Source organism: Sphingobacterium spiritivorum ATCC 33861 (genome assembly GCF_000143765.1).
Taxonomy (GTDB): Bacteria; Bacteroidota; Bacteroidia; order Sphingobacteriales; family Sphingobacteriaceae; genus Sphingobacterium; species Sphingobacterium spiritivorum.
On sequence record NZ_GL379772.1, the window covers coordinates 132,072 to 156,481 of the forward strand.

The 24,410-nt window shown below is 37.0% G+C and carries 30 protein-coding genes and 1 tRNA gene; 10 read left to right on the forward strand and 21 right to left on the reverse strand.

Annotated features, from left to right (window positions below):
- The first annotated feature begins 85 nt into the window (after window positions 1-85).
- The gene (locus HMPREF0766_RS15070; protein WP_002998946.1) at window positions 86-382 is read left to right on the forward strand and encodes a hypothetical protein; all 297 of its coding nucleotides are present in this window, start codon (window positions 86-88) and stop codon (window positions 380-382) included.
- Here the strand turns inward: HMPREF0766_RS15070 and HMPREF0766_RS15075 are convergent, their stop codons facing one another.
- Both HMPREF0766_RS15075 and HMPREF0766_RS15080 read right to left on the reverse strand, forming a co-directional pair.
- On the reverse strand, window positions 383-1,654 hold the full coding sequence (locus tag HMPREF0766_RS15075; protein WP_002998949.1) for a sensor histidine kinase: 1,272 nt from the start codon (window positions 1,652-1,654) through the stop codon (window positions 383-385). It abuts the gene before it with no gap.
- A 1-nt stretch (window position 1,655) separates the two neighbouring features.
- Window positions 1,656-2,327: a response regulator transcription factor gene (locus HMPREF0766_RS15080; RefSeq protein WP_002998952.1), complete on the reverse strand. Its 672-nt coding sequence runs from the start codon at window positions 2,325-2,327 to the stop codon at window positions 1,656-1,658.
- A gap of 228 nt (window positions 2,328-2,555) precedes the next feature.
- On the opposite strand from HMPREF0766_RS15080, the gene HMPREF0766_RS15085 reads away from it, so the two are divergent.
- A tRNA-Lys gene (locus tag HMPREF0766_RS15085) sits at window positions 2,556-2,628 on the forward strand.
- Window positions 2,629-2,798: 170 nt separating this feature from the next.
- Here HMPREF0766_RS15085 and HMPREF0766_RS15090 read toward each other — a convergent pair.
- The 5 genes from HMPREF0766_RS15090 to HMPREF0766_RS15110 all read right to left on the reverse strand — a co-directional run bounded on the left by HMPREF0766_RS15090 (window position 2,799) and on the right by HMPREF0766_RS15110 (window position 6,839).
- Complete coding sequence (locus HMPREF0766_RS15090; RefSeq protein WP_002998955.1) at window positions 2,799-4,436, reverse strand: beta-N-acetylhexosaminidase; 1,638 nt, start codon at window positions 4,434-4,436, stop codon at window positions 2,799-2,801.
- 54 nt (window positions 4,437-4,490) lie between these two features.
- Entirely contained in the window at window positions 4,491-5,102 is a 612-nt protein-coding gene (locus tag HMPREF0766_RS15095) for a sugar O-acetyltransferase (RefSeq protein WP_002998959.1), read from the reverse strand.
- Between the two features lie 39 nt (window positions 5,103-5,141).
- Window positions 5,142-5,621 carry a Crp/Fnr family transcriptional regulator gene (locus tag HMPREF0766_RS15100; RefSeq protein WP_201680371.1) on the reverse strand — a complete coding sequence of 160 codons (480 nt, stop codon included), beginning with the start codon at window positions 5,619-5,621 and terminating at the stop codon, window positions 5,142-5,144.
- Between the two features lie 426 nt (window positions 5,622-6,047).
- Window positions 6,048-6,461: an Imm25 family immunity protein gene (locus tag HMPREF0766_RS15105; protein ID WP_115388680.1), complete on the reverse strand. Its 414-nt coding sequence runs from the start codon at window positions 6,459-6,461 to the stop codon at window positions 6,048-6,050.
- Window positions 6,462-6,479: 18 nt separating this feature from the next.
- Window positions 6,480-6,839 (reverse strand): hypothetical protein, encoded by a 360-nt coding sequence (locus tag HMPREF0766_RS15110; protein WP_002998968.1) that lies wholly within the window; start codon window positions 6,837-6,839, stop codon window positions 6,480-6,482.
- Between the two features lie 262 nt (window positions 6,840-7,101).
- Between HMPREF0766_RS15110 and HMPREF0766_RS15115 the strand changes: the two genes are divergently transcribed.
- The gene (locus HMPREF0766_RS15115) at window positions 7,102-7,596 is read left to right on the forward strand and encodes a cytidine deaminase (RefSeq protein WP_002998971.1); all 495 of its coding nucleotides are present in this window, start codon (window positions 7,102-7,104) and stop codon (window positions 7,594-7,596) included.
- A gap of 172 nt (window positions 7,597-7,768) precedes the next feature.
- Here HMPREF0766_RS15115 and HMPREF0766_RS15120 read toward each other — a convergent pair whose 3' ends face one another.
- From HMPREF0766_RS15120 to HMPREF0766_RS15170, 10 genes are all read right to left on the reverse strand, one after another.
- Entirely contained in the window at window positions 7,769-9,001 is a 1,233-nt protein-coding gene (locus HMPREF0766_RS15120; protein ID WP_002998974.1) for a M1 family aminopeptidase, read from the reverse strand.
- Between the two features lie 296 nt (window positions 9,002-9,297).
- Window positions 9,298-10,212, reverse strand: coding sequence for an NmrA family NAD(P)-binding protein (locus tag HMPREF0766_RS15125; protein ID WP_002998977.1), 915 nt, complete (start codon window positions 10,210-10,212; stop codon window positions 9,298-9,300).
- A 459-nt stretch (window positions 10,213-10,671) separates the two neighbouring features.
- Entirely contained in the window at window positions 10,672-11,085 is a 414-nt protein-coding gene (locus tag HMPREF0766_RS15135) for a DUF2141 domain-containing protein (protein WP_002998983.1), read from the reverse strand.
- A 37-nt stretch (window positions 11,086-11,122) separates the two neighbouring features.
- Window positions 11,123-12,118 carry a DUF6268 family outer membrane beta-barrel protein gene (locus HMPREF0766_RS15140; protein ID WP_002998985.1) on the reverse strand — a complete coding sequence of 332 codons (996 nt, stop codon included), beginning with the start codon at window positions 12,116-12,118 and terminating at the stop codon, window positions 11,123-11,125.
- 66 nt (window positions 12,119-12,184) lie between these two features.
- Entirely contained in the window at window positions 12,185-13,075 is an 891-nt protein-coding gene (locus HMPREF0766_RS15145) for a helix-turn-helix domain-containing protein (protein WP_037460497.1), read from the reverse strand.
- A gap of 89 nt (window positions 13,076-13,164) precedes the next feature.
- The gene (locus tag HMPREF0766_RS15150; protein ID WP_002998992.1) at window positions 13,165-13,665 is read right to left on the reverse strand and encodes a hypothetical protein; all 501 of its coding nucleotides are present in this window, start codon (window positions 13,663-13,665) and stop codon (window positions 13,165-13,167) included.
- Complete coding sequence (locus tag HMPREF0766_RS15155) at window positions 13,649-14,107, reverse strand: hypothetical protein (protein WP_002998993.1); 459 nt, start codon at window positions 14,105-14,107, stop codon at window positions 13,649-13,651. Before HMPREF0766_RS15155 ends, HMPREF0766_RS15150 begins: the two co-directional genes overlap by 17 nt.
- 65 nt (window positions 14,108-14,172) lie before the next feature.
- Window positions 14,173-14,748, reverse strand: a complete 576-nt coding sequence (locus HMPREF0766_RS15160) for a hypothetical protein (protein WP_002998995.1) — start codon at window positions 14,746-14,748, stop codon at window positions 14,173-14,175.
- 16 nt (window positions 14,749-14,764) lie between these two features.
- Window positions 14,765-15,226, reverse strand: coding sequence for a hypothetical protein (locus HMPREF0766_RS15165; RefSeq protein ID WP_002998999.1), 462 nt, complete (start codon window positions 15,224-15,226; stop codon window positions 14,765-14,767).
- 267 nt (window positions 15,227-15,493) lie between these two features.
- A complete protein-coding gene (locus HMPREF0766_RS15170) occupies window positions 15,494-15,814 on the reverse strand; it encodes a DUF4870 domain-containing protein (RefSeq protein WP_002999000.1) in 321 nt (106 codons plus the stop codon).
- Window positions 15,815-16,057: 243 nt separating this feature from the next.
- Here HMPREF0766_RS15170 and HMPREF0766_RS15175 point away from each other — a divergent pair, with 243 nt between their 5' ends.
- Window positions 16,058-17,908: a helix-turn-helix transcriptional regulator gene (locus HMPREF0766_RS15175; RefSeq protein ID WP_037460501.1), complete on the forward strand. Its 1,851-nt coding sequence runs from the start codon at window positions 16,058-16,060 to the stop codon at window positions 17,906-17,908.
- Between the two features lie 207 nt (window positions 17,909-18,115).
- Here HMPREF0766_RS15175 and HMPREF0766_RS15180 read toward each other — a convergent pair whose 3' ends face one another.
- Complete coding sequence (locus HMPREF0766_RS15180) at window positions 18,116-18,511, reverse strand: VOC family protein (protein ID WP_002999004.1); 396 nt, start codon at window positions 18,509-18,511, stop codon at window positions 18,116-18,118.
- 191 nt (window positions 18,512-18,702) lie between these two features.
- On the opposite strand from HMPREF0766_RS15180, the gene HMPREF0766_RS15185 reads away from it, so the two are divergent.
- From HMPREF0766_RS15185 to HMPREF0766_RS15205, 5 genes are all read left to right on the forward strand, one after another.
- Complete coding sequence (locus HMPREF0766_RS15185; RefSeq protein ID WP_002999006.1) at window positions 18,703-19,539, forward strand: AraC family transcriptional regulator; 837 nt, start codon at window positions 18,703-18,705, stop codon at window positions 19,537-19,539.
- 91 nt (window positions 19,540-19,630) lie between these two features.
- A complete protein-coding gene (locus HMPREF0766_RS15190) occupies window positions 19,631-20,743 on the forward strand; it encodes an agmatine deiminase family protein (protein ID WP_236590440.1) in 1,113 nt (370 codons plus the stop codon).
- A 105-nt stretch (window positions 20,744-20,848) separates the two neighbouring features.
- Window positions 20,849-21,184, forward strand: a complete 336-nt coding sequence (locus HMPREF0766_RS15195) for a carboxypeptidase-like regulatory domain-containing protein (protein ID WP_236590439.1) — start codon at window positions 20,849-20,851, stop codon at window positions 21,182-21,184.
- 114 nt (window positions 21,185-21,298) lie between these two features.
- A complete protein-coding gene (locus HMPREF0766_RS15200; protein ID WP_002999012.1) occupies window positions 21,299-21,763 on the forward strand; it encodes a hypothetical protein in 465 nt (154 codons plus the stop codon).
- Between the two features lie 21 nt (window positions 21,764-21,784).
- A complete protein-coding gene (locus tag HMPREF0766_RS15205; protein WP_002999018.1) occupies window positions 21,785-22,507 on the forward strand; it encodes a hypothetical protein in 723 nt (240 codons plus the stop codon).
- A 103-nt stretch (window positions 22,508-22,610) separates the two neighbouring features.
- On the opposite strand, the gene HMPREF0766_RS15210 is transcribed toward HMPREF0766_RS15205, so the two are convergent.
- Both HMPREF0766_RS15210 and HMPREF0766_RS15215 read right to left on the reverse strand, forming a co-directional pair.
- Window positions 22,611-22,844 carry a hypothetical protein gene (locus tag HMPREF0766_RS15210; RefSeq protein ID WP_002999021.1) on the reverse strand — a complete coding sequence of 78 codons (234 nt, stop codon included), beginning with the start codon at window positions 22,842-22,844 and terminating at the stop codon, window positions 22,611-22,613.
- A 49-nt stretch (window positions 22,845-22,893) separates the two neighbouring features.
- On the reverse strand, window positions 22,894-23,220 hold the full coding sequence (locus HMPREF0766_RS15215; RefSeq protein WP_002999024.1) for a DUF4870 domain-containing protein: 327 nt from the start codon (window positions 23,218-23,220) through the stop codon (window positions 22,894-22,896).
- Window positions 23,221-23,486: 266 nt separating this feature from the next.
- Here HMPREF0766_RS15215 and HMPREF0766_RS15220 point away from each other — a divergent pair, with 266 nt between their 5' ends.
- A complete protein-coding gene (locus tag HMPREF0766_RS15220; RefSeq protein ID WP_002999027.1) occupies window positions 23,487-23,858 on the forward strand; it encodes a VOC family protein in 372 nt (123 codons plus the stop codon).
- A 91-nt stretch (window positions 23,859-23,949) separates the two neighbouring features.
- On the opposite strand, the gene HMPREF0766_RS15225 is transcribed toward HMPREF0766_RS15220, so the two are convergent.
- Entirely contained in the window at window positions 23,950-24,396 is a 447-nt protein-coding gene (locus HMPREF0766_RS15225) for a GNAT family N-acetyltransferase (protein ID WP_002999030.1), read from the reverse strand.
- Window positions 24,397-24,410: the final 14 nt, after the last annotated feature.

Here is a 24,410-nt window from a genome sequence, read left to right on the forward strand (position 1 = left end):
CTGTTATTCAACACAAAATATAAAGGAGATAACTTGCGTTATCTCCTTTTTTTATTACTTTCGGTTTCAGGTAATTCGTTGTCACATGCGTATCAAGACCATATTCTTATTAATACTGACCATTCTGCTCACTATTGTGCTGATGAAGAATACAGAATCGGTCAATTTTTGGATTTTCGGTGACCATAGCGTCTCCAAACTGGCTATTCTGGCTATTTTCTTTCTGCTGGGTGTTATTGTAGGCTTGATCCTTGCGCGGTCAGGAAAGAAAAAAGACCAGCACCCTTCTGTCTACAGTATTACAGGTGATGCAGGTGAGACACTCCCTCCTGCTGCCAAATCTTTGAGTGCAGAAGACGAAGAGTATCTCAGAAACGATTAATTAGTCAAAATGCACCGTAAAGCTGTGCATATGATCTGTATATGTATAGTCAATGTGACCATTTGTCGAATCCACTATAGATCTGACGATCGCCAGTCCCAGACCTGTGGATTGCTGATTTTCCACATCCTTATAAAAGCGATCAAAGATATGCTGCGTATTAAGTGCCATTTCTTTGCCTGTATTGGCTATGGTAAATCTATTCTTGTAAATACGCACAACAATACGCCCACCCTCGTAGTTATGGATATGTGCATTGCGCAGCAGATTAGAAATAAGCATCTGCGCCAGATCGGGATTAAAATCGCGTATAAGCACTTCTTCTTCCAACAGGTCTATTTGTAAGCTTTTATGCTCTAAAAGCTCTCTGAAGGCTTCTATTTGCTTTTTCCATAACATATTGAAATCTGTTGGCTCCTGATTTAAAAATTGCCGGTTGTCGATTTTAGTCAGCAACAACAGCGATTTGTTCAATCTTTTCATCCGGTCCAGTTGATGCAATACCTCCGCCAGCTGATTTAACACTTCTTCATCTTTCTCAAAATGAGGCAACAGCATTTCTACTTTTGATTGTGATATGGCCAGCGGTGTCTGCAATTCATGTGCAGCATTTTCGACAAAGTCTTTTTGCCGCTCATAAACGGCCGTATTATCATCCAGCAGCTGGGTGATTGTATTATTCAGTTCCTTAAATTCAAGCACAGAGGTTTTGGGAGCAACAAAGGTATTCCTTTTCCCCAGTTCAAATTTTTTCAACTGATGCCCCAGTTGATAGAAAGGTTTCCATATTTTACTCAATATCAATTTATTGATAATAAAAATGGATGTCATAACGACAACAAAGAGCGTAAGAAGTGAGTACAGTAAACTGCTGATCAGATCGTCTTCCTCCACCATAGAGGAGATAACCTGCAACTTGTAGTATTTACCATCGTTATCCTGAAAATAGGTTGTCAGCATACGCACGACTTCAAAATCTTCTTCATTAACCATGTACATGGATGTGTCAGAATAAGTTTCCAAACCGCTGATGGCGATATCTTCAGGGACAGGAATCAATCTGTAATTACTTTCCCCAAAATCCCTCTTCTGGTAGACCATCTCATCCTCATATGCCCTATGTATAATAAGCATTTTGTGGTTTTCAAGACCATCGTCAAGGCTGTCGTATACTTCATCCATCATATCCAGATAGAAGATCACAGCCCATACACTCAGGATCAGCAGCAATGCTCCGGAAAGATACAACATAGTTCGGTTCAGCAGTCTCATCTTATACGCTCATTTTATATCCTATACCGTAGATTGCCTGTATCTCAAGCTGTGCATGATGCTCTTTCAACTTTTTACGAATATTTTTAATCTGTGAATAAATAAAATCAAGATTATCGGCCATATCTGAATCATCTCCCCATACATGCTCGGCCAATGCGGTTTTCGTCACCAGCTTATTCTTATTGAGGACAAAAAAAGAAAATACATCAAATTCCTTACGGCTGAAATGCAGATCCTGATCATTGACACAGATGCTGCGTGTGTCGTAATTGATCTGCAGATTATTAAGTTGAACAACAGGGTTGCCGGCAAGCTGCTTACGTCGCAATACAGCTTTGATACGCGCATTCAATTCGGAAAGATGAAAAGGCTTTGTCAGGTAATCATCCGCCCCGAGATCCAGCCCTCTTATCTTATCATCTATAGAATCTCTTGCCGAAATAATAATGGTATGTTGCTGCTCTTTTCCTCTCAATTCATCCAGCAGCGTAAGCCCGTTGCCTCCCGGCAGATTTATATCCAAAAGTATACAATCATAGGTATACAGATTAATCTTTGATGAAGCCGAAGAATAATCCGAAGCGACTTCCACAACATATTGCTCTGCCTCCAAAAATTCCTGCACACTCCTCTGCAATTCGAGTTCGTCTTCTACAATTAGTATTTTCATGCTATGTTCAACTTATATTGTACAAAATAAGGGTTTAATTCTGGAAAGAAAAGGGAAATATGGCATGGCACTATCATTAACGCATTTTTATTTAAAAAAAATAAATCACTATAAATGAATGCGTTTTACTTTTTTTTATGTTTTAACAACGGAATTCTTTGCATATATAATTTATATTCCTACCTTTGCATCACTTTCAGAAACGGAATTAGTTTCACAAAAAGAAAGGATTCCGTAGCTCAGCTGGTAGAGCAATACACTTTTAATGTATGGGTCCTGGGTTCGAATCCCAGCGGGATCACTTAAAGAGACAACTATTTGATAGTTGTCTCTCTTTTTTTGCACATAAAAAATCTCCATATCAAATTTTTACAGCCTGATATTTTATGGTTTGATTTTATTATATAAAATTTCTAGTCTGTCTGAAATTGACAGTATTTTATCCTGTGCTTTTATTTGACATAGTGAGAACTATAATGTATACCCATCATACCTCTTGAATTGATTCTTTAGCCTACGAGTAAAATCTGAATAGATTCGTGATTCCTTCCGCGACCATACAACCTCACTTAAGGCATCTATTCTCGGAAAAAGCATATACTGAACTTTAGAGGGATTAGAGATATATTCAGACCATAAATTTCCTTGAGCACCCCAAATATATTTCTGCTCCTCTGCAGCAAGTTCTTTAGGTATAGGCTCATACTGGTACACATCTTTTAATGGTAGAAATTTATTGGCCGTCAAACTATCATCTTTGATAAATTGGCTATGATTAAAGTAGAGCTTATCCTCAGGCGTCATGATAACGCGCTGCCTAGATCTAGCTGCGGCTATACCTCCTTTCTCACCTCGCCAGCTCATAACAACAGCATTGGGAGCAAGCCCTCCATCTAATATTTCGTCCCAGCCGATAATGATCCGTCCTTTGGAATTGACAAATTTTTCAATGCGATGGATAAAATAACTCTGTAAGCCCGCTTCATCATTTATGCGATGTATTTTCATGAAATTTTTGGTTTCTGCAGATTGTCGCCACCACACTTTTGACGCTTCGTCACCCCCGATATGTATATAACGTGAAGGAAATAAATCCAGTATCTCGGTCAATACATCTTCCAGAAAATGGAATGTTCTTTCCGAAACCTGCAAAACATTATTATATTTGTTCATGATTCCCCAGGTTTCTGCCACCGAATACCTTTTATTGGGTTCGGTACCCAGTTCTGGATAGGCCGCAAGTACCGCCATGCTGTGAGCTGGCATCTCTATCTCCGGAATAATCGTGATATACCGATCTTCAGCATATTGCACAACTTCTTTGATCTCTTCCTGCGAATAATATCCTCCATATCGAACATTATCAGTTTTTATAACAGCGTTTTCAGGCGTTATGGAAATTTTGTCCTGAAATACCTGATACTTAATATCTTCATTTCCAATCCCTGGCCAGAGTCCGATAATAGTACCATTTCTCCAACTCCCAAGTTCAGTCAGCTTAGGATATTTTTTAATTTCTATTCGCCATCCATGGTCATCAGTCAGATGCCAATGAAAATAATTCAATTTATGTAATGCTAAGTAATCAATAAATTGTTTAATAAATTTGATATCAAAAAAATGCCTGCTAACATCAAGATGCATACCACGATATGAAAACCGTGGATAGTCATTAATCACTACAGAAGGAATAATAATTGTTTGGGTAAGGCTGGTTGGCAACAGCTGTAACAAAGTCTGTATTCCGTAAAAAACGGAGGCATTGGATACTCCGGCAATTGAAATATCCCTACTTGAACTTTTCAGGCGATATCCATCTTCAAAAGTACTCGCTTTCTTGTCAAGCACCAAGAATATATAATTCTCCCTAGGTTTCTCTTTTACAATATCAAGTGTAATATCAAAATAGGTCTTCAGGTATTGGTTTAGAAAAAGTGCAGATTTTTCCATAGATTCAGAAGCCACAACAATCTTTGTATCTTTGGTAATATGGAGTCCTTTTTTATCCGATCTTACATTTAAATGAGCAGGTGCAGGGATAATACTTACTTGAGCATTTAGCATTAGTGATCCAAAAAAAAGAAGAGTGAACAATAATATTTTCTTCATTTTATAAATGATGGTTTTATTGTTATTATAGATTCTATTGGTTATAAGGAAAATTTAGATTTGTTGTATTACTCTACATGGATTGCCCACAGCGATAGACTGCGACGGTATATCTTTTGTTACAACACTCCCTGCTCCAACAGTAGTATTGTCACCGATAGTTACCCCAGGAAGAATAATAGATCCCCCACCGATCCAGACGTTATTTCCAATCGTAACAGGCTTTGTAAATGATTTCCAAAACGGAAATTTATTTCCTTTAACATAAGAAAGCCTTTCAAACCCTCTCACAGGATGATTAACAGTATAAATATGCACCCCTGGTCCTATGCCTGAATTATCCCCAATGGTAATACGGTTGCCATCAAGAAAAATACAGTTCATATTGATTTCAACATTATTGCCAATGTGAATGTTTTCTCCATAATCCACAAAAAATGGGGCAGCAATCCATACGTTTTTACCTCTTGAACCAAGCAGCTTTTTCAGAATTTCATCAAGAGACTCACTGTCAGTTGTATCGGTTTGGTTATAGTCTTTTTGCAGGCGCTTCGCAGTGTGCCATCGTTCAAGCAATTCTTTATCTCCACAGTCATAGAGCTCTCCATTAAGCATTTTGTCTTTCTCCGTCATTTTTAAAATATTTATATAACGAAGATAGTTCATTCTTCCCTGCTTCTTTTTTAAGTACTTAAAGAAATCAAATTATTTGCGTAGTGCACATAGCGTGACGTGCGACATTCCAAGATAAGATGCGATATGACCTAAATTCACTCTATTGAACAAATCTTTATTGTTCAGAAAAAAATCATTATACCGTTCTTCTGCTGACAGGTACAAACGCGAAATTAATCTTCTCTCTAAATCTACGAAGGCATCCTGATGCAAAACACGTAACCAATTTGAAATGTCAATATCATAAAGGCACAGGTCATGGATTTCGGATATAGAAATATAATAAAACAGAGAATCTTCCAGAACCTGAACCATTTCCGATTCATATCCTTGTCTTTTACCATAAAAACTGTTCGTAGAGTAGATAAGATCTCCTTCTTTACTGAACCAGGATGTAATCTCTTTCCCATCCATTATCGTAAAGGATCTTGCTACCCCCCGCTCTATAAAATAAAGATTGTTATTAATTTTTTCGGGGCTTACTAAAATCGTCTTTTTTTTGATTTCCACTGGAAGAAGTTTGTCGCTCAATTTTTTTAGACTTTTATTATTTATACAATATGAATCCTTAATCGACTGTAATATTGTCCTCATAGATATCCATTAAATTAAATCATACTAAAGTAGTAAATTAATATTTCATTAGAATTTTATAAACACATTATCATTAATCTTCTTTACCCTCTTATATTGTAATGAAAAAATTAGATAATAATATATTTTAGTGTACCAATTTGGCAGCTTCGAAAACACAGCTGATATGAAAGCGAAAAATAATATACAAAAACACAACAATTAATTACATATACCTAAAATACTTTCTAAATCCTTGAAAAATTGATTCTATTTCCCAACCAGCCGGATCACCAAAAGAAAAAGCTAATCTTGCGATTAGCTTTTCTTATTTAACAGTATCAGAATCTGAGAGAAAAGGAATTAACTACAATAATTGTGGATTGAATGGTACTTAAGCTCATTTTGGGAAGCTGTTAAAAGAGTTTTCAGAATACCACTTTCAATAAGTATGATAATTTTTGACTCACAATTTCTAAAAAAAAGAGGGTCTAATACCTGAGTGTAACCGATCTGCATTTTGATATTTGCGGACAGGTTCTCTAAACCATCGTCCGGTCTGTTTATCGGACCTACCCATAATGTCGTTTCTAAAGAACCGTCATTTTTATACACACGGACTATAACATAACAGTAATAAATATCGTCTACATTTTTGCTCAATGAAACAAGGTTAGAATACCAAAGTTTCTCAGGACAAGAGAAACCAAAGTCGCTAATCAGATTCCCAAATTCGGCAACCACAGAACCGAAATCATCACTATTTTTTTCTATCATTGTATTTATCCTCATCCCCTATTTAACACCATTCATTTTTATAAAATCCGTCAGTTTTTTATTGATAAAACTCAGATCATCGACGGCTTTATCCTTGTCTTTATTTCTGTCATACCGTGCAGTCCAGGGTCTGATGCCAAACAAGTAAAATTTCAGTCCTAAGGGTGTGAGATCTCCAACGGTTATTTGTGAATCATTAGTAGCTTTTTCACCCGCTTTCAAAATAGTGCGCGTAGTAAACCCATTGTCCTGCAGAAAATGTACCTGATTTTCAAAGAAACGGTATTGCCTTTGGATATATTCTCCCGTTAATGGCGGAGTAGATTTCATCTGGGTTACCCAGCCGACTCTGTTGATTACCCGATCTTTATTTTCCATCTGTTTCGCTATTATTTTAAGGACAGCTTAATCTCAATAAATATAACAATAATACAGACACAATACTCATATTTAAGTATTTACAGAACCTAAACACTCTTTAGATCGGGTTTCATCAGCTTACCTACACATTTATATATTTCAGTAGCCGGGCAACCAAAATCTAGTATAACATCATATTTATTTGAATAATCCAATAAATTACCCTAATTTGTTTGCCCGATATTAAAATTATCGGGGATATTTTAGTTAAGACATTAAGATGAGATCGATCGATTTAAATATAACTTACGAGCATTACGCCAATATTGAAGAGTTAAGTGAGACAGACAAAAATTTATGTGAGATGGCCGAGAAAGCGCTGGAAAGTTCTTACTCTCCATATTCCAAATTTAGAGTAGGTACAGCCATTCAACTTGAATCAGGTGAGACTTTTTTAGGCAGTAATCAGGAAAATGTAGCTTATCCTTCGGGGTTATGTGCTGAGCGGGTTGCGCTTTTTTCAATTGGAGTGATGCATCCGGATGGAGTAATAGAAAGTATGGCTATTACTGCTCAAACAAATGCTTTTGAAATTACCAAACCCATAACTTCTTGCGGAGCCTGTCTACAGGTAATGGCCGAATTTGAAATGAAACAGAACAGACCTATTCAAGTGTTGTTTTATTGTCTTAATGGTGAAGTTTTGAAAGTTAACGGAATTAAAAGCCTGTTGCCATTTGTTTTTGTTGAGGATCGATTGGTCGCTAGTCTTTAAAGCACTTGATTCATGAGATCAATCTTGTGGATTCTAAAACCCGTGTAATTAGTCATTTACTATCAAGTTGCTACATCCCGAGCTTTTATCTGGTCATACCTTATCATTTACTGATCTCCTTCCCTACCCTTTCTTATCCATGAGGCTGAAACAACTGTTTCAGCTATGGTATTTAATAGATTTCATTTTCTAATATTTTCACGGACTTTTCATCAGCATAATGCTTTAACAATTCTATTAATTTTTCTGTGGTGGAGATCTTGTCTTTGTAGACCTTCTTCAGGAATTGCAGCATTTTTTCCTCTCCAATATTTTTTTCCAATTGATATAACATATAAGGTCCTTTAAAATAAGCAACTGAGTGCCAGTCAGTATCTCCTGTTTTCGTCTTTGAAACTTTTACAGGTTTTTTGTATGCATCTTCATATTTTTTCAGTTGTTTCTGAAATATCTCATCAGAAAGCGTTTTCTCCATCCATTTCAAAGTGGAAAATTCAGCAAAAGATTCATTTAGCCAGTCTTCCCAGACACCAGTCTTAGCATTTTGCCACCATAGGTGTGCTATTTCGTGTGCCAGGACTTTTCTATCAACAAGACCATAATTATCCAGTAATGATAATGAAATAAATCCTCTTCGTGCATAAGACATATCATGTGCAAAGGGATTTACTGTCACAATCAGGTTGTCGGTAGCACTTTTCCCAAATCTGCTTTCATAAAAGTTGTACATTTCAAGAGACGTTTCCTGAATCTCCTCTATCTTTTCAGCAGGAAGCTGTACGCTGAAAAACTTAATTTTATTATTACGGGTACTAAATCGCTGGAACTTTCCGGAAAGCACAACAGGAATGTCAAAGTGATTGTTTGTGTTGGTAATTATGGTATTTAATCCTTTTTTTCTAACCACTCCATTACCAATAATATCGTAATTTTCGGGTACTTTAAAATTCAACTGATACGAGTAGTTTTTGTCATCAATATTTACAGGAAACCAACCTGTATAAAGGCTTAATTCGATCCAGTTGGGATTATAAGCAAATATCTTACTCTCAATCTTGTCCAGAGGATAGGTATATTCGATATTCAGGACAAATTTTTCGGGAAATGTGTTTTTAATTCTGATCCTTTTCAGATCTTCTACAACACCTTCAATTGTATATTCTACAGAATTGTTCCCGAACCGGAACTGTTTAATATCCGCATTCTTATTGAGATAGAAGTCAAGCTCATTTTTATCTCCATTCAGATAACTGATATTAAAAGCAGCAATAATATTTTTTAGGGAATCTATAGCAACCTTACCTTCATAATGAGTAATTTTTTGTGCTTTACTAATATGCGTAATCAGGATACAGACTGGTAGCAGAAGAAAGGACAGTACACTGGTTTTGACTAAATTTTTCATTACATAGTAATTTGAGGACTTCGGATCAGGTATTGCATTTTTATATATGACGACAAAAAAAGTAAAAACGTTGCAAAGCTCAGCAACCGGTTCTTCAAAATCACTGACAGTTGATCAAATAATACGGATTAGTCTTTTTGTTCCGAAAGATACAATTTGTAACGTAAATCAATTCATATTTTCATTCTTTAAGTTACTTTTAATAAATCACTTCAAATCAATTATCTGAAAGCCTGGGATTGCCGGCAAGAGTTTTAAATAAGAAAAGCTCAATCTTAAGATTGGGCTTTTCTTATTTATATCAACAACTTCCAGAAAGGTTTTCTTTTAAAAAGATATCTGTATTCCTGGAGGTATTCATCCATAATACGGGGTTTTCTTAAAATTAAGTTGGTGATCGTATCGCACTCAGGTTCCGGAATATGAAGAGCCAGATTATCCAGTTCTACAATATGGCTGGCTAACCATTCAGGCAATTTTGCTTTTCTGGTTAACAGACTAAAAAATTCATCCGCTGTAATATTTACATATTCGATTTTACGTCCGGTTACATGAGACAATTTGTCGGCCATCTCTATATTACTAATAGCCTGAGGACCGGCCAGAATAACAGATCCCTCCTTTACTTGTTCCGGAGTTAATAAATAATGGATCGCTACTGTTGCCACATCCCGGCAATCAATATAATTTCTCTTCGCATCTCCTAATGTTCCGTAAATTTTACCAAAATATTGAATGGTAAATGTATTGCGTTCCCAGTTCTGCATAAATGAATGAGGTCTCAGACAACAGAATTCATCCATGTTCTGCACAAGGTAATCATCAATTATATTATGCCACTGACTGACTTCGACATGAGCAGCCGGCTGAACGACCGGAGCAGACAACTTCACGATCCTTTTGATACCACTTTGTTTGGCTGCATCTATTATATTTATTTCATACTGCACCTGCTGTGGTGATGTTGCTGTCAATAGAAACAAAGCATCTGCTCCTACACAGGCTTTTTGAAGCTGTTCTATTGAATTCAGATCAGCGCTTACATACGTTATATTCGAAGTCCGGGAATCTGTCCGCACGGGATACATCCGGTCAGGATGTCTGAGCACTCCTCTTACTATACAGTCATACTCTGTTAATTGATGCATCACTTCTCTTCCCACCGTACCCGTACATCCAAAAACAACTATTGTTGGTCTAATTTTTTTCATCTTTATAATTTTTCATGTGTTGACGTGCCGTTAATATGACTGCACCCAGAAAAGCTGAAAACGTGATGTTAAAACATTCCGATGGTAAATTGAGTAAGGAAGTGCAAAATATTCCCAGGCTGATCATTAAAAAGACAACAATAAGAGATCTTATCAGCTTATTTTGTACTAAGATCTGTCTCGACTCAAACTGCCACAGTATAATAAAGCTAAATAGCGTTGATAATAAGGAAGACAGACCTATAGTTGTATAGCTTGCCCTCATTAGTTCTGTTTTTTGAAGAAAATAACCAGATAAAAAAGACATCAGGGCCGGAAATACATAAGAAGGTACAGCCGCAGCCACCAGCGTACGTAAATTGAAAGCTGACGGAATATAGTTTCTATTTCTCATAATAAGTAATTTATAAGAACCGGAAAACTCTCTGAATTAATCCGTTATCCGGTTCTGGATTATATTTAATAAAGCTTAATCGTTTGGATTACATGATCACGGTCTACCCTTATCGAGCAGTCCTTAAAACCGGGCTTAGCAGATGGTTTGAAATTATTTCCATAGCCAACAGGTTCCTGCGGAATACCAAACCAATCTTGTTTTAATTTCTTATTGTCATCCTTATCCTGAAAAACAGTGATGGCGTAGATACCTTTCCTGGGCAATTCAATAACGAATGTCAGATTTGAATCATCTGCTTTAAGTGTTTTACTCAGGAAGACTTTCTTCAGGAAATCTTCTTTTTTATCATAAATATTCAATATGACCGTGCCTTTACCCGGTTCAACATTTGTGACATTGATACTCAGTTTTGCCTGTTGAGCCCTAGCCATGACTGATGTACACAGGAGAAAAGCTGTAAAAATTGTAGTTTTCATGATTTTCAATGGATTATTTGAATGGATTTTAATTTATTTATCTCCTGCCAATACGATAAGTCAATGCTGCTTTTCCGTATGCCATATTAGAAATAGAGGACTTATTCACAGTTTTTTGGTTAGTGTCGTACAGTTCGTAACTGTTCAAAAGTCCCATTCCTCCCTGTGCCTGCAACCAAAGTCCTCCTATCAGCCGTTGATGTATTTGCAATCCGCCGTGAATCGTGGAGAACTGAGCATAATCTATCTCTCTGTCGTTATAACCGCGATAATTTTTCAGGTTAAACCGTGTCCAGTCTATGGAGCCTGCCAAACCGACCTGTGTATTCGAACTTACATTATAGAGCACATTTAACCGGGGCCAGTAAAATTGTGCGAGCCATTTATTGTTAGTACTGCGATAGTCAACAGTTATTCCCGGCGTAATCAATGTCTCTCCGAAAGAATACAGTGCATGAACGCCAAATCCGATCTCAAGATTTGATTCAGAACCAAATTTTTTGGATACCCCAAGTATACCGTCCAGAATCAGATCATCAAACGAGACGGACTTTTCTCCAGCAAGGGTTGGCATAGCTATCGCCATGACAGACCATTTACGCGAAATGGGGTGTTGGATAATTAGGGTTGATTTTATTTCCTGAATCCTTCCGATACGATTTGGATCATCGATCGTATTGTCATCATAATTGAAGTCCATCAACCGATAATTCATATTTGTAAAAATGCTGGTTTTACCAATATTAACAGGAGGAACCGATAGCCAGGCATCATATGTATTCAGTTGAAACTTATTCTCTGAATCTAAACTGCCCAAGGGCATGTCTTTAAAAGTAGTCTTATTATGACTGGTAACTGCGATTCCACCGATATCCTGAATAATCTGACTGTAACTGTTATGTATAAAGAGGATAGAAAATAAAGCGACCAGATACAGACGTGTACATGTGGTCAGCGCTTTATACTTACCATTAGAGATGACCGATAGCCTACTGCCGATATCACCGTTTTTAATAACTATTAATGTTTTCATTTTCTTTGATTTTGTTAATACAAAGATGGCCTGAAAACAAACAGTGCTTTAAAACGAAATCACGTTTTACTCGGACAAATCCTGCATAAAAGCAATCCGATATTCCGATGGGGTTATTCCGGTTATTTTTTTAAAGAGGCGCCCAAAATAGCTGGGGTCACCATAATTGAGTTCAAAAGCAATTTCGGAAATGCTTTTGGTCAGATCCTGCAACAGCAGCTGGCTTTGCAGGATGCTCACCTTATTGATCCATTCTTTCGGACTTTCACCGATAGTTTCACTTACACATCTATGAAGGTAGTTTTCAGAAACAGATAACTTAGCAGCATAAAATAAGATGATCTTATGTTCCTGATAGTGCTTATACACGAGTTCCTTAAAATTAAAAGTAACCTCAGCACTTCGGTTCATATTTTTATTTAACTCCTTACTGGAAGTAAATATCTTTTGCAGTCCAGCCTGAAAAAGTGAATAGCAGATCCCCAGATTTGGATTGGGGTGATAAAGTTCGATGCTCAACAGCTCAAATAATGAGTTAAGCCATATGCTGCTCTCCTCAGGTAACTGAATAACTACATTGGCAGAAAAAAGTTTAATAAGTTCCTGTTTGGATAACAACTGATTGAGTGTCTGATCTTCGAATAAAATCATATATCCGGTAGCATCCGGACTTACCTCTTTTAATGAAGTCACATTACCCTGCCTGACAAATAAGATCTCATTTTTTTTTAGGGATACCAGATTAGCATCTACCTGCTGTTTGGCGCTTCCTCCGGTAATATGAACAATAAAATTGAATTCCGGCCTGTGTAGGGGTGTAGGCACTTTGATAAAACCAGATGTTTTTGCTATATCGTGAATCTGAATAGGTGTTCTTAAAACAGCAAATTCTGTCGACATTTCTGACATAAACTGTCCTCTGAAATCTGTAGGCGTTATTCTCTTAATTTTATTCACAACACAAAATTAACAACCTATATTATAGTATTATAACCTCATTTCAACAAAAAAACAACAATTTAGGTCAAAAATAAATGCTCTCAGGTTTATGGCTCCAGTAACAGTATTAATGGATCTAATATTTCTTCTTCAAATTCCATTGAATGCTTCTCAGAAATCTTTCCGTTGCTATAATTCGGACTGATTTTATAATTCTTTAAAAACTGTTTCCTTTTAATACCCAGACTATAGTGCCAGCTACCTGAATCAGCATTTATAAAAATCACAGCTTCATCAAACATCATCAGCTTTCGTCTGCCAAAAGGAGAGTTTTCACGATAAACAGCCCGATCGTACCTATCAAAAATGTACCTGACATTCAAACGAAAAAGTATATCATACAAGCCGTGAAGTATAAAGTAAATGATTACAGCTAAACATAAGATCCTGCCACCCTCACCTAGCTGCTGAGCAAACAGAATCAACACAATAACAGAGATCACCACTGCTACGGCATAACACATTAATGAGGATATAATTCTGCGGTTAGGCTGCAGAGAGATACCGTAAGGTGCATGCTCAAATCTGAGTCTATCTCTGATGCTCATAACTTATTATTTCGTCTATTTCGTTTAATATGTGTTGTATAGGTCTTGCAAAAAAGCTCTGTGCCAACTGTATATCCTTTTTCTTCCCGTTGTTATCCCCATAGGTAGCAACGAGACCTACATTGGTGGTAATAAAACCAAACTGGAGTGTTTTATGAACTGTAAAACCCTTTAAATCCGCAAAAGGAATAGTCCTGGAGACTTTTATAAACCCTGTTTTGGTACGGATTTCTTTTTTATCTACATCTATGATGAGGTAACTATTGAGAATAGAAAGAATTAACAATACCACTATTCCTATCATCCACCATTTAAAGGAAGATTCAGGTATCGCTGTAAAGCCGGCAATAGTTAGTAATACAAAGGATCCAACCAAAGGGATATATAGTCCCCATTGTGTATTTAGTTTGTATTCGTTTCCGTTTCTTGTAAATTTTTTCACTTGCTTATTTTCTGTTTTCAGGTATCTGATCTATACTGATATTTATGAAAAGTTGCCTTAGCGGTTTATTTATTTGAAGATTTACCAAATCCCGGTGTATTCAACATTTTGTACTCCACTCCATGCCTGTCGGCATAGGGCATGATCAGATCATGTACTTTATTATATTTTTCATCGACCAAAGCACCTTTTGTTTCTTCCAGTGCTGCAATAGCGGCATCAATTTCAGCAGCAGGCTTGCCTTCATCAATCATTCCGGCAATTCGTGGAAAATCATTTTTATAAATATCATCTGCGTATTGAAACATGTCCAAAGCAGCTTTCAATATCGGAGCTGTTTCCTCATCGGATTTAAGATCTTTTATATCCCGGATATCGGCATCAAACATATTTACATAGCGATTTTGCACATACTCCGTAGCGTTCACCTTTTTCACTTCATTTTGAGGAGTAACAATAACCAGGTTTCCTACCTTCAGTTGTCCCCGAATCTCCGTAAAATGCAGTTCAAAACCATCCGGAATTTTATTACTATTCAGTTTTACTTTTTCAAAAACCATTTCAGGGTAACTTTTTTCACCCAGTCCGCAGGAAACTACACACAGACTCAGGATAAATACTATATAATATATTCTTTTCATTTTTTCTACGCTGTTTTTATTGATTTAAGACTTCTTCCAGTTCGTTATACAGGAGCTGAATCTTCTTCTTGCTTAGTGAAGAAGTCAGCTCAAAGCGCTTCGTTTTATCAGCAAATCTGAATCTCACGTATAAAGTGACGTGGATCGGTATTCCGAAAATCCATTTTATAACATATATTTCTAGCCTTTCAATCTCCGAAAAGCTATAGAGCAAAGGGGCCTGTCCCCTTACTCCCGTATCAATTTTAAACTTTCTCTCGTTAGGAAATATTCTGGTTTTGGATAGCCTAATAAATAGAAATGCCAGCATCAGCGAAGTTAAAATTATAATGCTGACACCTGTTTTGAAGTGATCGCTATAGATGATTATTGCTGCCCCGATAAGCCACCAGACTACAATAATAATATGAAAAAAGGAAATAAAACTTTTCAGTTTATAACTATTATCGTCCTGTATAAGATATGTGTATGCTTGCATTATTATTCTGTTTTTAATAGTAATTGCTGACAACAAGATCTGTTCTTCAAAAAACTGCTTTACGGGCTAAAATTTTCAATATCCGCAAAAGGCACTGCTTCCTGAAATAAAAACAGTTCCGATTGCCGGATAATGGGATGGCTGTTTAAGTCAATCACAACACTGCTAAAACATCCATTTAATAAAACTGCACCTGAATAAAACTGAATCTGTCTGAAAACTTCCTTAATCCGGTTTTGTCTCTTTGATTTCTCCCTTAAGAAAGACTTAGCTGATAAAGGCGAATTTATTTTCAAAGAAACTGCCAATAAACGGAAGTGGTTTTTTAGCCCCGTTTGAGGCATTGATCGCTCCGATAATAAGAAGTACCAGAGAAATAACACTGATGTAACTTAGCGCATAGATATGCGTTATGCTCATGACTATTTGTAGTACAATACTCAACGCAAAAGAAAAAACGATCAAGCCAAGCCCCTGTTTCAGATGATATTTTGCAGAATCGTCTGCTTTTTCTTTTCCTGAAAAATAAGCGATAAGCCATCCGATTAATGTAATGTACGATAGGATTGAAATTGTCTTGTTGTCCATGATAATGTATTTGATTAAGTTTAAATTTTGTTTTGAAATTCGTTGAGTCAAAGTTGCAGGTATTTGGGAAGAAAATTTGTTTTTGAATTCCTACAAAACAGCTACTGCAACAAAAACAGGCAACTACAAAACGACTACAAAACAAAATAACAATCTAAATGTCAATAAATTAACCGTCAACTGATTATTTCAAAACCTGCGCAAATCGTTGCTGTATGTTTACAATTTTTGTACTTTAACAGCATGAAAATCAGATTTTGTTGTCTATTTATAATTGTACTTTGTGTAGCGACATACTGTGATGCACAGAATATGCTGACCGACAGCCTGCAAAACAGGTTGAAAGAGAATGCCATTTCTGTTACCGAAAAATTCAGAATTTATAATGAACTTATTGAGCTGTACCGGATCAATGACAATTATCCTTTAGCTGAAACAACAGTACAGCATCAACTCTTGTTAGCAAAGAATACGCATAATGAGACAGAACAAGTAAAAGCATTGGTCCAAAAAGGAGTAATTACACTCAATAAATCAGAATATGATAAGTTTCAGACAGATCTGGATGCAGCGGAGAGGGCTGCAAAAAAAGCCGGTACTCCAATAACAAAGCTGTATGCCAGCTACCTCCGCATATATTATTACAACACACTGGGAGAATATGAGAATGCTATAAAACTGGCACAGGTCCTATTACCCGAAATAGAAAAACAGCCTGATGAAGTCCTGTTAAAGGCCAAACTCAATTATATTCTATACGGAATTTATTCAGAATGGAACGATGCTGAAAATGCAACCTTATATGCGAAAAAAGCAATAACATTCGCTGAAATGTCCGGACATAAAAATATGATGAGCTCTGCATATTCTGCATTAGCGGTATGCTATGCATATAAATATGAGAAAACAGGAGATATCAAAGATCTGGATGCTGTAGTTGAAATGTGTCAAAAGGCTGTAGCCCTATACCATCACTTTCCGGGACATATTTCAGATTATACCTATGCTTTATCTTTACTGAACCTGGCTAATTATAATCTGATGTATCCGGTAATCAAACCTTCCGTTCGCAGGGAAATTGAAAGCGCTTCTAATGAAATACTGCAACTTACCCGGCATATATCCAACAGTCAGCCTCTTCAGGCAGGTGCTCTTGGTATTTTGAGCAACCTGGCCATGAAGGACAATAATGTATTGCTCTCCGAACAGTATTTACTTAAGGCTGAAGCTATTGCGATGACTCAAAGACCTGTTTATTATTATACACTCCTGAATATTGTAAGCGATCTGGCAAAGCTGTATGCGGATCAGAAAAACTTCCGGAAAGCCTATGAATATCAATCCAAAACAACGGAATACAACAACCTGTTGTATAATGAAAACCAGGCTGCTACTGCAAAAAAACTGGAAGCACAGTATCAGGCGCAAAAAAGAGAAACAGAATTTCAGGCATTAACACAGAGGGCCGTAAGCCTTAAGCGTGAAAAATTACTGTATATAGGATTAGGTATCATTGGATTAATAGGTGCATTTTTTATGTTTCGCTCCTATCATTTCAAACTTCGTTTTTCTTTAGAAAGTGAGAAAAAACTGATCACCGAAAAACATGAGGCCGAAATTCAGTTTAAACTTGAGCAAGAAGAGAAAGCAAGGCTAAAAGCAGAACAGGAATTGCTTACATTAAAACAACAACAACTTCAACGCGAAGCACTGGTAAACCAGCTTCATTTGCAGCATAAAAACGAAGTACTTCAACAATTGGAAAGCAGATTATCCGATGATAAAGACATTAATATCCGGCAGGTAGTCAAAGAAGAGTACCGCATGGACCATGAATTTGAAAAGGCCAAATTCAGTATACAGGAGCTGCATCCGGATTTTTTTAAGAATCTCAATGACAGATCCAGACAGAAACTGACAAACCTTGATTTTAAATACTGTGCTTATCTCTACCTCGGTATGGAAACCAAACAAATTGCCCATTTGCTGAATGTGGAACCTAAAAGTGTAAGGATGACCAAGTATCGTCTCAAACAGAAGTTTAACCTGGATTCGGAAACAGATCTTACGGGTTACCTTAAGAATATAGTTTAAAATATCAGACACCTATCTTTCCAACGCTCTGGTAATGTCCTTATCAACAGGAATGATTGCTGAGTCAACTCAATTTTCTGCCGATGCGCTAATATGGGATATTTACTTTTGCAGGCATTATTACCCTGACTTTTTTTCTTTGTTAAATATTTTAAAAAACAGAAAAGGGCATAAAACTTCAAAATAAAAGGAAGGTTGCGGGTTACGTCACATTCCCGGCTCCATTAACAGGATATTAAATCTGTGACCATCAGGATCCGCAAAGGCAAAACCATAATAATTGGAATCATCCCTGCTCATTTCATTAAAAACAGTACCTCCGGCTTGTTTCACTCTATCCGACCATTCTTTCACTTCCGATGCCGTTTCGGCAGAAAGTGTGAATATAATCTCACTGTTTTGTATTTCGGGAGACAAGTACCTATCTATTTGTGAGCCCTGTTCAAAAAAATGAATAACAAAGTCATTTTCCCCGAAGAGAAAACTGACAAGTTGAGGATTATTACTAAACTTATTAGGCGTAAAACCCAAATGTGTATAAAATTCGCGGGTACGGTTTACATCCTTAACACTAAAGTTTGCCCATATTTTTTTTGCTTTCATATGCCAGGATTTATGGTCAGGTAATATTATACAAAGACGCTGTCAGCTATTAAATCTGAATGAACTTAGAACAACAAATACTGAATTTTGTTTGCATAGATAGCTCAAAGATACGGAGAGGATTGCGTACATTCCGGTATTTCAAAACGCAGTTTGATTCCGGTATCTTTGACAGATAATATAAAATCCGGATGAAACAGGATATTTCTTCGAATCTAACCTGTGTGTATAACACATTGAGCTTTATAGAAAAAAACTATGATCAGCTTATTTCTATTGAGCAGCTGGAAGATATTTCCCATTATTCATACAGAAATATTCAGCGGATATTCAGCTATACCTGCGGGGAAACTATCGGTGCTTACCAGAAAAGGTTGCGCATAGAGAATGCATATAAAATGTTGCTCTACAGCGATCAGAATATTTCTGCAATTGCTTTAAAAGTAGGATTTTCGAATGTAGCATCTTTTTCAAAGGCATTTAAACAACATTTTTTAATCTCTCCGAAGGAAGCCAGAGCCGGGAAGACTCCCCTGTTTACGAAAGCCGATATTTTACCGGTCGAAGCGACACAGATTCTCCAACTGCAGATTATCTATGTCCGTCCCATGACAGTTTATTACAGGAGTTCCTTTATCAATTATATAGATACAGAGATCGAATCACAGTGGGATACATTCCTGCAACACAAATTTCCTGAGCAAGGAAATGAGTTCTACGGAATTGTCGCTGACGAGCCGCTCATCAGGGAGAATCTAAACTGCAGATACGATACCTGTTCATCGCTGCAGTCGTTGACAAGCAGGCTTCCCTCCAAGACAATTGGCGGAGGCAAATATGCACAGTTTACCCATTATGGCAGATATGAAACCATCGAAGACACCTACAGCCAGATATATTCCGGCTGGATACTGACAGCAGGACTCCGGTTCAGTCATACGCCAGTTATCGAGAAATATACCAAACACCCGGACAATACAGACTCAGCTGAAGAGCAGATAACCTACATATGGTTACCCTTGGACTAAAAAAATAAGGTTGTCAATTTTGGACAACAATCTATTTTCTCAGGCTCGTAGTTTTGCCTTAACAAAATTTATAATATTAATGATGTATAAAATGGCAATCACACTAATGATCTTATCCACCCTATTTCTATCCTGCTCAAAAGAAAGCAGCATGATGAATCCGGTTTCTCCTGTCGATTCTGCAGTCCTGTACCGAATGCCCGAAGAATCCGCCTTACATGAAGGCACCTGGCTGCAATGGCCTCACGAATACCTATATGGCAGAACTTTCCGCGACAGGCTGGATGAAACCTGGGTCGCCATGACCAAAGCGCTTGTAAACAGTGAAAAGGTACATATCATCGTGTATGACAATATCGAACTGGAAAGAGTCAGCGCATTACTAAAGAAAGCGCAGATCTCTCTTGCTTATGTGGAGTTTACAATCGCACGTACCGACGATGTATGGATTCGTGACAATGGACCGATCTATGTAAAAGATAACAATGGGAAACTCCTCGTTGAAGACTGGGGATTCAATGGCTGGGGAGAAAAAGCGGATTATGAAAATTGCGAGCGTATCCCATCGCAACTGGCTGCAGACAAAAATATGCAATCCATAAATCTCAATGATATAATGATCAATGAAGGCGGAAGTGTGGAAATTGATGGAAACGGCACTTTAATGGCCTGTAAGAGCTCGGTCCTCAATAAAAACCGGAATCCCGGTATGACACAGCAGCAGGCTGAAAGTATCTTTACCAAATATCTGGGAACTACACATTTTATCTGGCTGGAAGGGGAAGCAGGACTCGATATCACGGACATTCATATTGACGGATTTGCCAGATTTGCCGATAAGTCTACTATTATCACAATGGCAGATGATGATCTTTTATACTGGCAGGTACCGGAGCATGACATCACGACATTGTATGAGGCCGTTAACAGGGATGGTCAGCCTTACAATTTTGTCAATGTACCACTTACTAAAAATGATGTAACAACCACATATGGTAAAAATGTCGGAAAAGCTTCCTACATCAATTATTATATTGGCAACACTGTAGTACTGGTACCTAACTATAACGATCCCAATGATACAGTCGCCAATGCTATTATTCAAAAGCACTATCCGGGAAGAAAAGTTATCGGAATAGACTGTCGCAATTTATTTGCAAATGGCGGGATGGTCCATTGTGTCACACAGCAACAACCAAAATAGATCCGGATTATTCTTAACATAGACAATCATACTGCAATATCCCTGAAAACAGTGATGTATGCGTATAACGATTTCTGTATTTTTATATATTCAATGCATTACGTTATGAAAAGATATTATACAGCCTTTCTTCTGACATTATCCCTGTCCTCCTGTGACATGATGGTAAGAGTCAGCGGAATTGTAACGGATGCACAGACAGGAAAACCTCTTCCTGAGGTTGAATATGTAATTGTTAACAGCAGAAATGGCAATATACCATACCTTACAGATTCCATCGGTAAGTTTGAGTTTTACGAAATAAGAAGCGGATTTATCGGCACCAGCAAAAGGGTGAAATTAAATTTTCAAAAAGATCATTTTCAGAAACAGACTGTTATATTGAAAGCCGGTGATCATCATGTGGTTGTTAAATTAAAGCGCGAAGACACATCACTTTAAGAAATCCTATGCTCCCCTATTCGGACAGACGATTGCCCTGTTTGTAAAAAACACGTATAAGCTTAGACATATAACGCTCCATTGACCGGAAAAATTCATTACTTTTAGTCAAAAATGACCCTAAAAGTTGTAGATAGCATGGCCGTTCAGATCCGAAATATATTTTTATTACTGCTATGTATTTCGCAGAGTGCATATGCCCAAAGTAAAACTGATATAGCGAATTCAAAAAAGATATATGAGGGTATATGGAGAGACAAGACCAACAACCGGAACATAAGCATTTCCTACGATTCCACTTTAACTTATGTCCTGATTAATGACTGGACAGGAGGAATGGAAACAATAAAAGACAGATCTCTTTCTGAACATACAGATGCATATAAAGCCTTTATCAAAGGTGATAAACTTATTCTGCCCGCAGAAAATGATGATCATCATGCACCCTATTGCGAAATATCTGTTTCTGCTGATAAACTGCTTATCTATGAATGTAACGGCATGCTCAACTTTACAGACAACTTCTTAAAAAAATCAGAAAGCACAAATACATATATATTTAAACGAATCCGAGACTAAAACAGATCAAGCACGAATAGCATGGAACATTCTCCCGAACTTTTGATTTCCCAATATGAAGCAGAAAAGAAAAAACTTCAAAAGCTCATAAGGAATTGTGTGAAAGAAATGGAATACCTTGAAGCCCATCACCATAGCCGGGCCTTAAGTCGTCTCAATCAAAGACTTCGTACCCTGTATAAGCTCACAGATAATTTGTACGAGAAGAAAGAGCACGAGCAAAGGAATATCCGGTTCTATGAAAAGCTTTTGAAAGATAAAAAGCTCCTGTACGCGAAGGAATACTTTGAAGAAAGCCTGCATAAATCAAAAGAAGAGCTTGAAAAACTTAATCTTCAACCTGTTTCCAAACCCATTCAACAGGATCCTGATCTATTTCAGCATATACTTGAAAAACTGTTAGCAAATAGTATTAAAGATTTAAAATTGATATTAAACAAGCAGGAAAATATACATCTCAACATAACATATTCCCGAAAAACACTTAAAGTCACGATACCTCATATTAAGAAACTATTGGAAAAACATGTTTGGAATGAGTTTCAAATACATCATCTCCTGAAATCAGGTTTTGAATCGGATCACAATGGCACCAGACTCACATTAATTCTGAAAGGAGAAAAGCAACAAATCCTATCCCGGTTACACTATACAATAGGGAAAATAGTTTTCGAAATCTTTGACTTCCGGGATTTTACCAATGAAAGTTACCTTCACTATAATGAAGTAGGGAGTCAGACATAGCCTAACAAAAAAAATACGCCCGAAGGCGTATTTCTAATTGAAGTATTGCATTATAAAGACCGGCTCTATATCTGCAAAACCTTAAAAACAACAATAAAACCAATCAATTTTGTGCGGCATCATTCTGATCTGCAGAAGAACTTTCTGCTTGCTCAGGGCTCTTTCCTGCCAAAAGATACAATAGTCCGCCTAAAACAATAAGACCGATTTTAATAGTCCAGGCCACTCCCTCTCCCCACTGGTAGATCCACATCAATATTTTAGGTACGTAATTAAAGAAACCAAGTATTATCGCCAGAATGCCGATAACAACCATAAATGAACCAATCTTTTGCATAATTATTATTTTTTTAAGTCAATAGTATTACAAAATCCGGTACGAAACATTAATCAAGAAAGGAAAACTTCTGCTCGAATATAGTTCCTACAACAGGCACCGGTTTCATTTCCTCTTTTACAGCATTAACAATCCCCAAAATCCATAAGATCAATATAAAAATATTGGCGTAGGTAAGTACAGCTAAGGCAGGTACAGCTATAACAACAATATTCAATACCAATCCAAGCAGGATACTTATTATCGTAATACCCAGGGATTGCTTAAGATGATAACTTACAAATGCGTCCTTCGTTTTATCTTTGTATTGAAAATAAGCTATAAGCCAACCAATAAGAGTAATGTAAGAGATAATTGCAGTCGTTTTTCTGTCCATGATATTTTTTTTGATGAATAACTTCAACAAAAGTATCTCTTCGAACGGCTATTTAAAATCCCCGAAAACAGCTAATTTAAACAATACAGCTAGAGACACAACACAAAAACACAAGCCCAGGCACAATTAAAATCAACTAAACACCTGAAATTAAAAGGAGTGCACATGTTAAGTAAATAAAAGTTGTACGGACAGGACTATCTTGTTACCTTGTAAAGATAAAACCAGAGTTATAAACGATCCTGATAATTTTAAAAAGAAGTATTATGAAATTAGGTGCATTTTCTGTAAGTCTCAATGTAAAAGACATTAACGTTTCAAAAGAATTTTACGAAAAATTAGGTTTCTCAGTTTTTGCAGGAAGTCTGGAAAGCAACTATCTGATTATGAAAAATGAGGAAACACTAATCGGACTGTTTCAGGGAATGTTTGACAAAAATCTGTTGACTTTCAATCCGGGTTGGGATTCCAACGCCAAACTACTCACGAACTTTGATGATGTGCGCATTATACAAATGGCACTAAAAGAAGCCGGCATTCATCCACTTGAAGAAGTTGATATAAAAAGTTCAGGTCCGGCGGGATTTTTTATTGTGGATCCGGACGGCAATCCAATTCTTATTGATCAGCATATCTGATAATTAATAAAAGCCCCTAAAAGTTTTGTCCAACTTTTAGGGGGCAGTTCAATTTTACCGGGGCTTCATGTACTATTCTATTACGTAAACTTTACTTCCACCAATAATAGTAATTATGCAATCCGTCATACTCAAATCCGCAGCGCGGATACAATGTATTGCCGATAGCATTAGTTTTCTCTGTTTCCAGCATCAGTCCGCAGGCGTCTGTCTGTTCACACCACTTCTTACATCTGTCAATCAAAGCCACCGAATAACCTTTTCCCCTGTGCTCCGGGTGAACATACAGATCGCTCAACAACCATTGCTTCTGGAGTTTGGTATAGTGAAACAATTTGTACAGCTGTACAAATCCCACCGCTTTCTCATCCTCAAACAGCAAAAATATATGCGATTCATCATTCAGTATTCTTTCCCGCAAAAATTTCTTCCCCTTTTCCACATCCGATTCCTGACGGTAAAAAACACGGTAAAGATCAAATAATTCTGCTGCCTGATCCAGATCTTCGAGGACCACTTTTTTAATGTTGTAATTCATATTCCTATTATTTG

Excerpts from the sequence above, each read along its gene's own strand:
- HMPREF0766_RS15070 (WP_002998946.1), top strand. The coding sequence starts at position 86 with ATGCGTATCAAGACCATATTCTTATTAATACTGACCATTCTGCTCACT.
- HMPREF0766_RS15075 (WP_002998949.1), bottom strand. The coding sequence starts at position 1,654 with ATGAGACTGCTGAACCGAACTATGTTGTATCTTTCCGGAGCATTGCTG.
- HMPREF0766_RS15080 (WP_002998952.1), bottom strand. The coding sequence starts at position 2,327 with ATGAAAATACTAATTGTAGAAGACGAACTCGAATTGCAGAGGAGTGTG.
- HMPREF0766_RS15090 (WP_002998955.1), bottom strand. The coding sequence starts at position 4,436 with ATGAAGAAAATATTATTGTTCACTCTTCTTTTTTTTGGATCACTAATG.
- HMPREF0766_RS15095 (WP_002998959.1), bottom strand. The coding sequence starts at position 5,102 with ATGAACTATCTTCGTTATATAAATATTTTAAAAATGACGGAGAAAGAC.
- HMPREF0766_RS15105 (WP_115388680.1), bottom strand. The coding sequence starts at position 6,461 with ATGATAGAAAAAAATAGTGATGATTTCGGTTCTGTGGTTGCCGAATTT.
- HMPREF0766_RS15110 (WP_002998968.1), bottom strand. The coding sequence starts at position 6,839 with ATGGAAAATAAAGATCGGGTAATCAACAGAGTCGGCTGGGTAACCCAG.
- HMPREF0766_RS15115 (WP_002998971.1), top strand. The coding sequence starts at position 7,102 with ATGAGATCGATCGATTTAAATATAACTTACGAGCATTACGCCAATATT.
- HMPREF0766_RS15120 (WP_002998974.1), bottom strand. The coding sequence starts at position 9,001 with ATGAAAAATTTAGTCAAAACCAGTGTACTGTCCTTTCTTCTGCTACCA.
- HMPREF0766_RS15125 (WP_002998977.1), bottom strand. The coding sequence starts at position 10,212 with ATGAAAAAAATTAGACCAACAATAGTTGTTTTTGGATGTACGGGTACG.
- HMPREF0766_RS15135 (WP_002998983.1), bottom strand. The coding sequence starts at position 11,085 with ATGAAAACTACAATTTTTACAGCTTTTCTCCTGTGTACATCAGTCATG.
- HMPREF0766_RS15140 (WP_002998985.1), bottom strand. The coding sequence starts at position 12,118 with ATGAAAACATTAATAGTTATTAAAAACGGTGATATCGGCAGTAGGCTA.
- HMPREF0766_RS15150 (WP_002998992.1), bottom strand. The coding sequence starts at position 13,665 with ATGAGCATCAGAGATAGACTCAGATTTGAGCATGCACCTTACGGTATC.
- HMPREF0766_RS15160 (WP_002998995.1), bottom strand. The coding sequence starts at position 14,748 with ATGAAAAGAATATATTATATAGTATTTATCCTGAGTCTGTGTGTAGTT.
- HMPREF0766_RS15165 (WP_002998999.1), bottom strand. The coding sequence starts at position 15,226 with ATGCAAGCATACACATATCTTATACAGGACGATAATAGTTATAAACTG.
- HMPREF0766_RS15170 (WP_002999000.1), bottom strand. The coding sequence starts at position 15,814 with ATGGACAACAAGACAATTTCAATCCTATCGTACATTACATTAATCGGA.
- HMPREF0766_RS15175 (WP_037460501.1), top strand. The coding sequence starts at position 16,058 with ATGAAAATCAGATTTTGTTGTCTATTTATAATTGTACTTTGTGTAGCG.
- HMPREF0766_RS15180 (WP_002999004.1), bottom strand. The coding sequence starts at position 18,511 with ATGAAAGCAAAAAAAATATGGGCAAACTTTAGTGTTAAGGATGTAAAC.
- HMPREF0766_RS15185 (WP_002999006.1), top strand. The coding sequence starts at position 18,703 with ATGAAACAGGATATTTCTTCGAATCTAACCTGTGTGTATAACACATTG.
- HMPREF0766_RS15190 (WP_236590440.1), top strand. The coding sequence starts at position 19,631 with ATGGCAATCACACTAATGATCTTATCCACCCTATTTCTATCCTGCTCA.
- HMPREF0766_RS15195 (WP_236590439.1), top strand. The coding sequence starts at position 20,849 with ATGAAAAGATATTATACAGCCTTTCTTCTGACATTATCCCTGTCCTCC.
- HMPREF0766_RS15200 (WP_002999012.1), top strand. The coding sequence starts at position 21,299 with ATGACCCTAAAAGTTGTAGATAGCATGGCCGTTCAGATCCGAAATATA.
- HMPREF0766_RS15205 (WP_002999018.1), top strand. The coding sequence starts at position 21,785 with ATGGAACATTCTCCCGAACTTTTGATTTCCCAATATGAAGCAGAAAAG.
- HMPREF0766_RS15210 (WP_002999021.1), bottom strand. The coding sequence starts at position 22,844 with ATGCAAAAGATTGGTTCATTTATGGTTGTTATCGGCATTCTGGCGATA.
- HMPREF0766_RS15215 (WP_002999024.1), bottom strand. The coding sequence starts at position 23,220 with ATGGACAGAAAAACGACTGCAATTATCTCTTACATTACTCTTATTGGT.
- HMPREF0766_RS15220 (WP_002999027.1), top strand. The coding sequence starts at position 23,487 with ATGAAATTAGGTGCATTTTCTGTAAGTCTCAATGTAAAAGACATTAAC.
- HMPREF0766_RS15225 (WP_002999030.1), bottom strand. The coding sequence starts at position 24,396 with ATGAATTACAACATTAAAAAAGTGGTCCTCGAAGATCTGGATCAGGCA.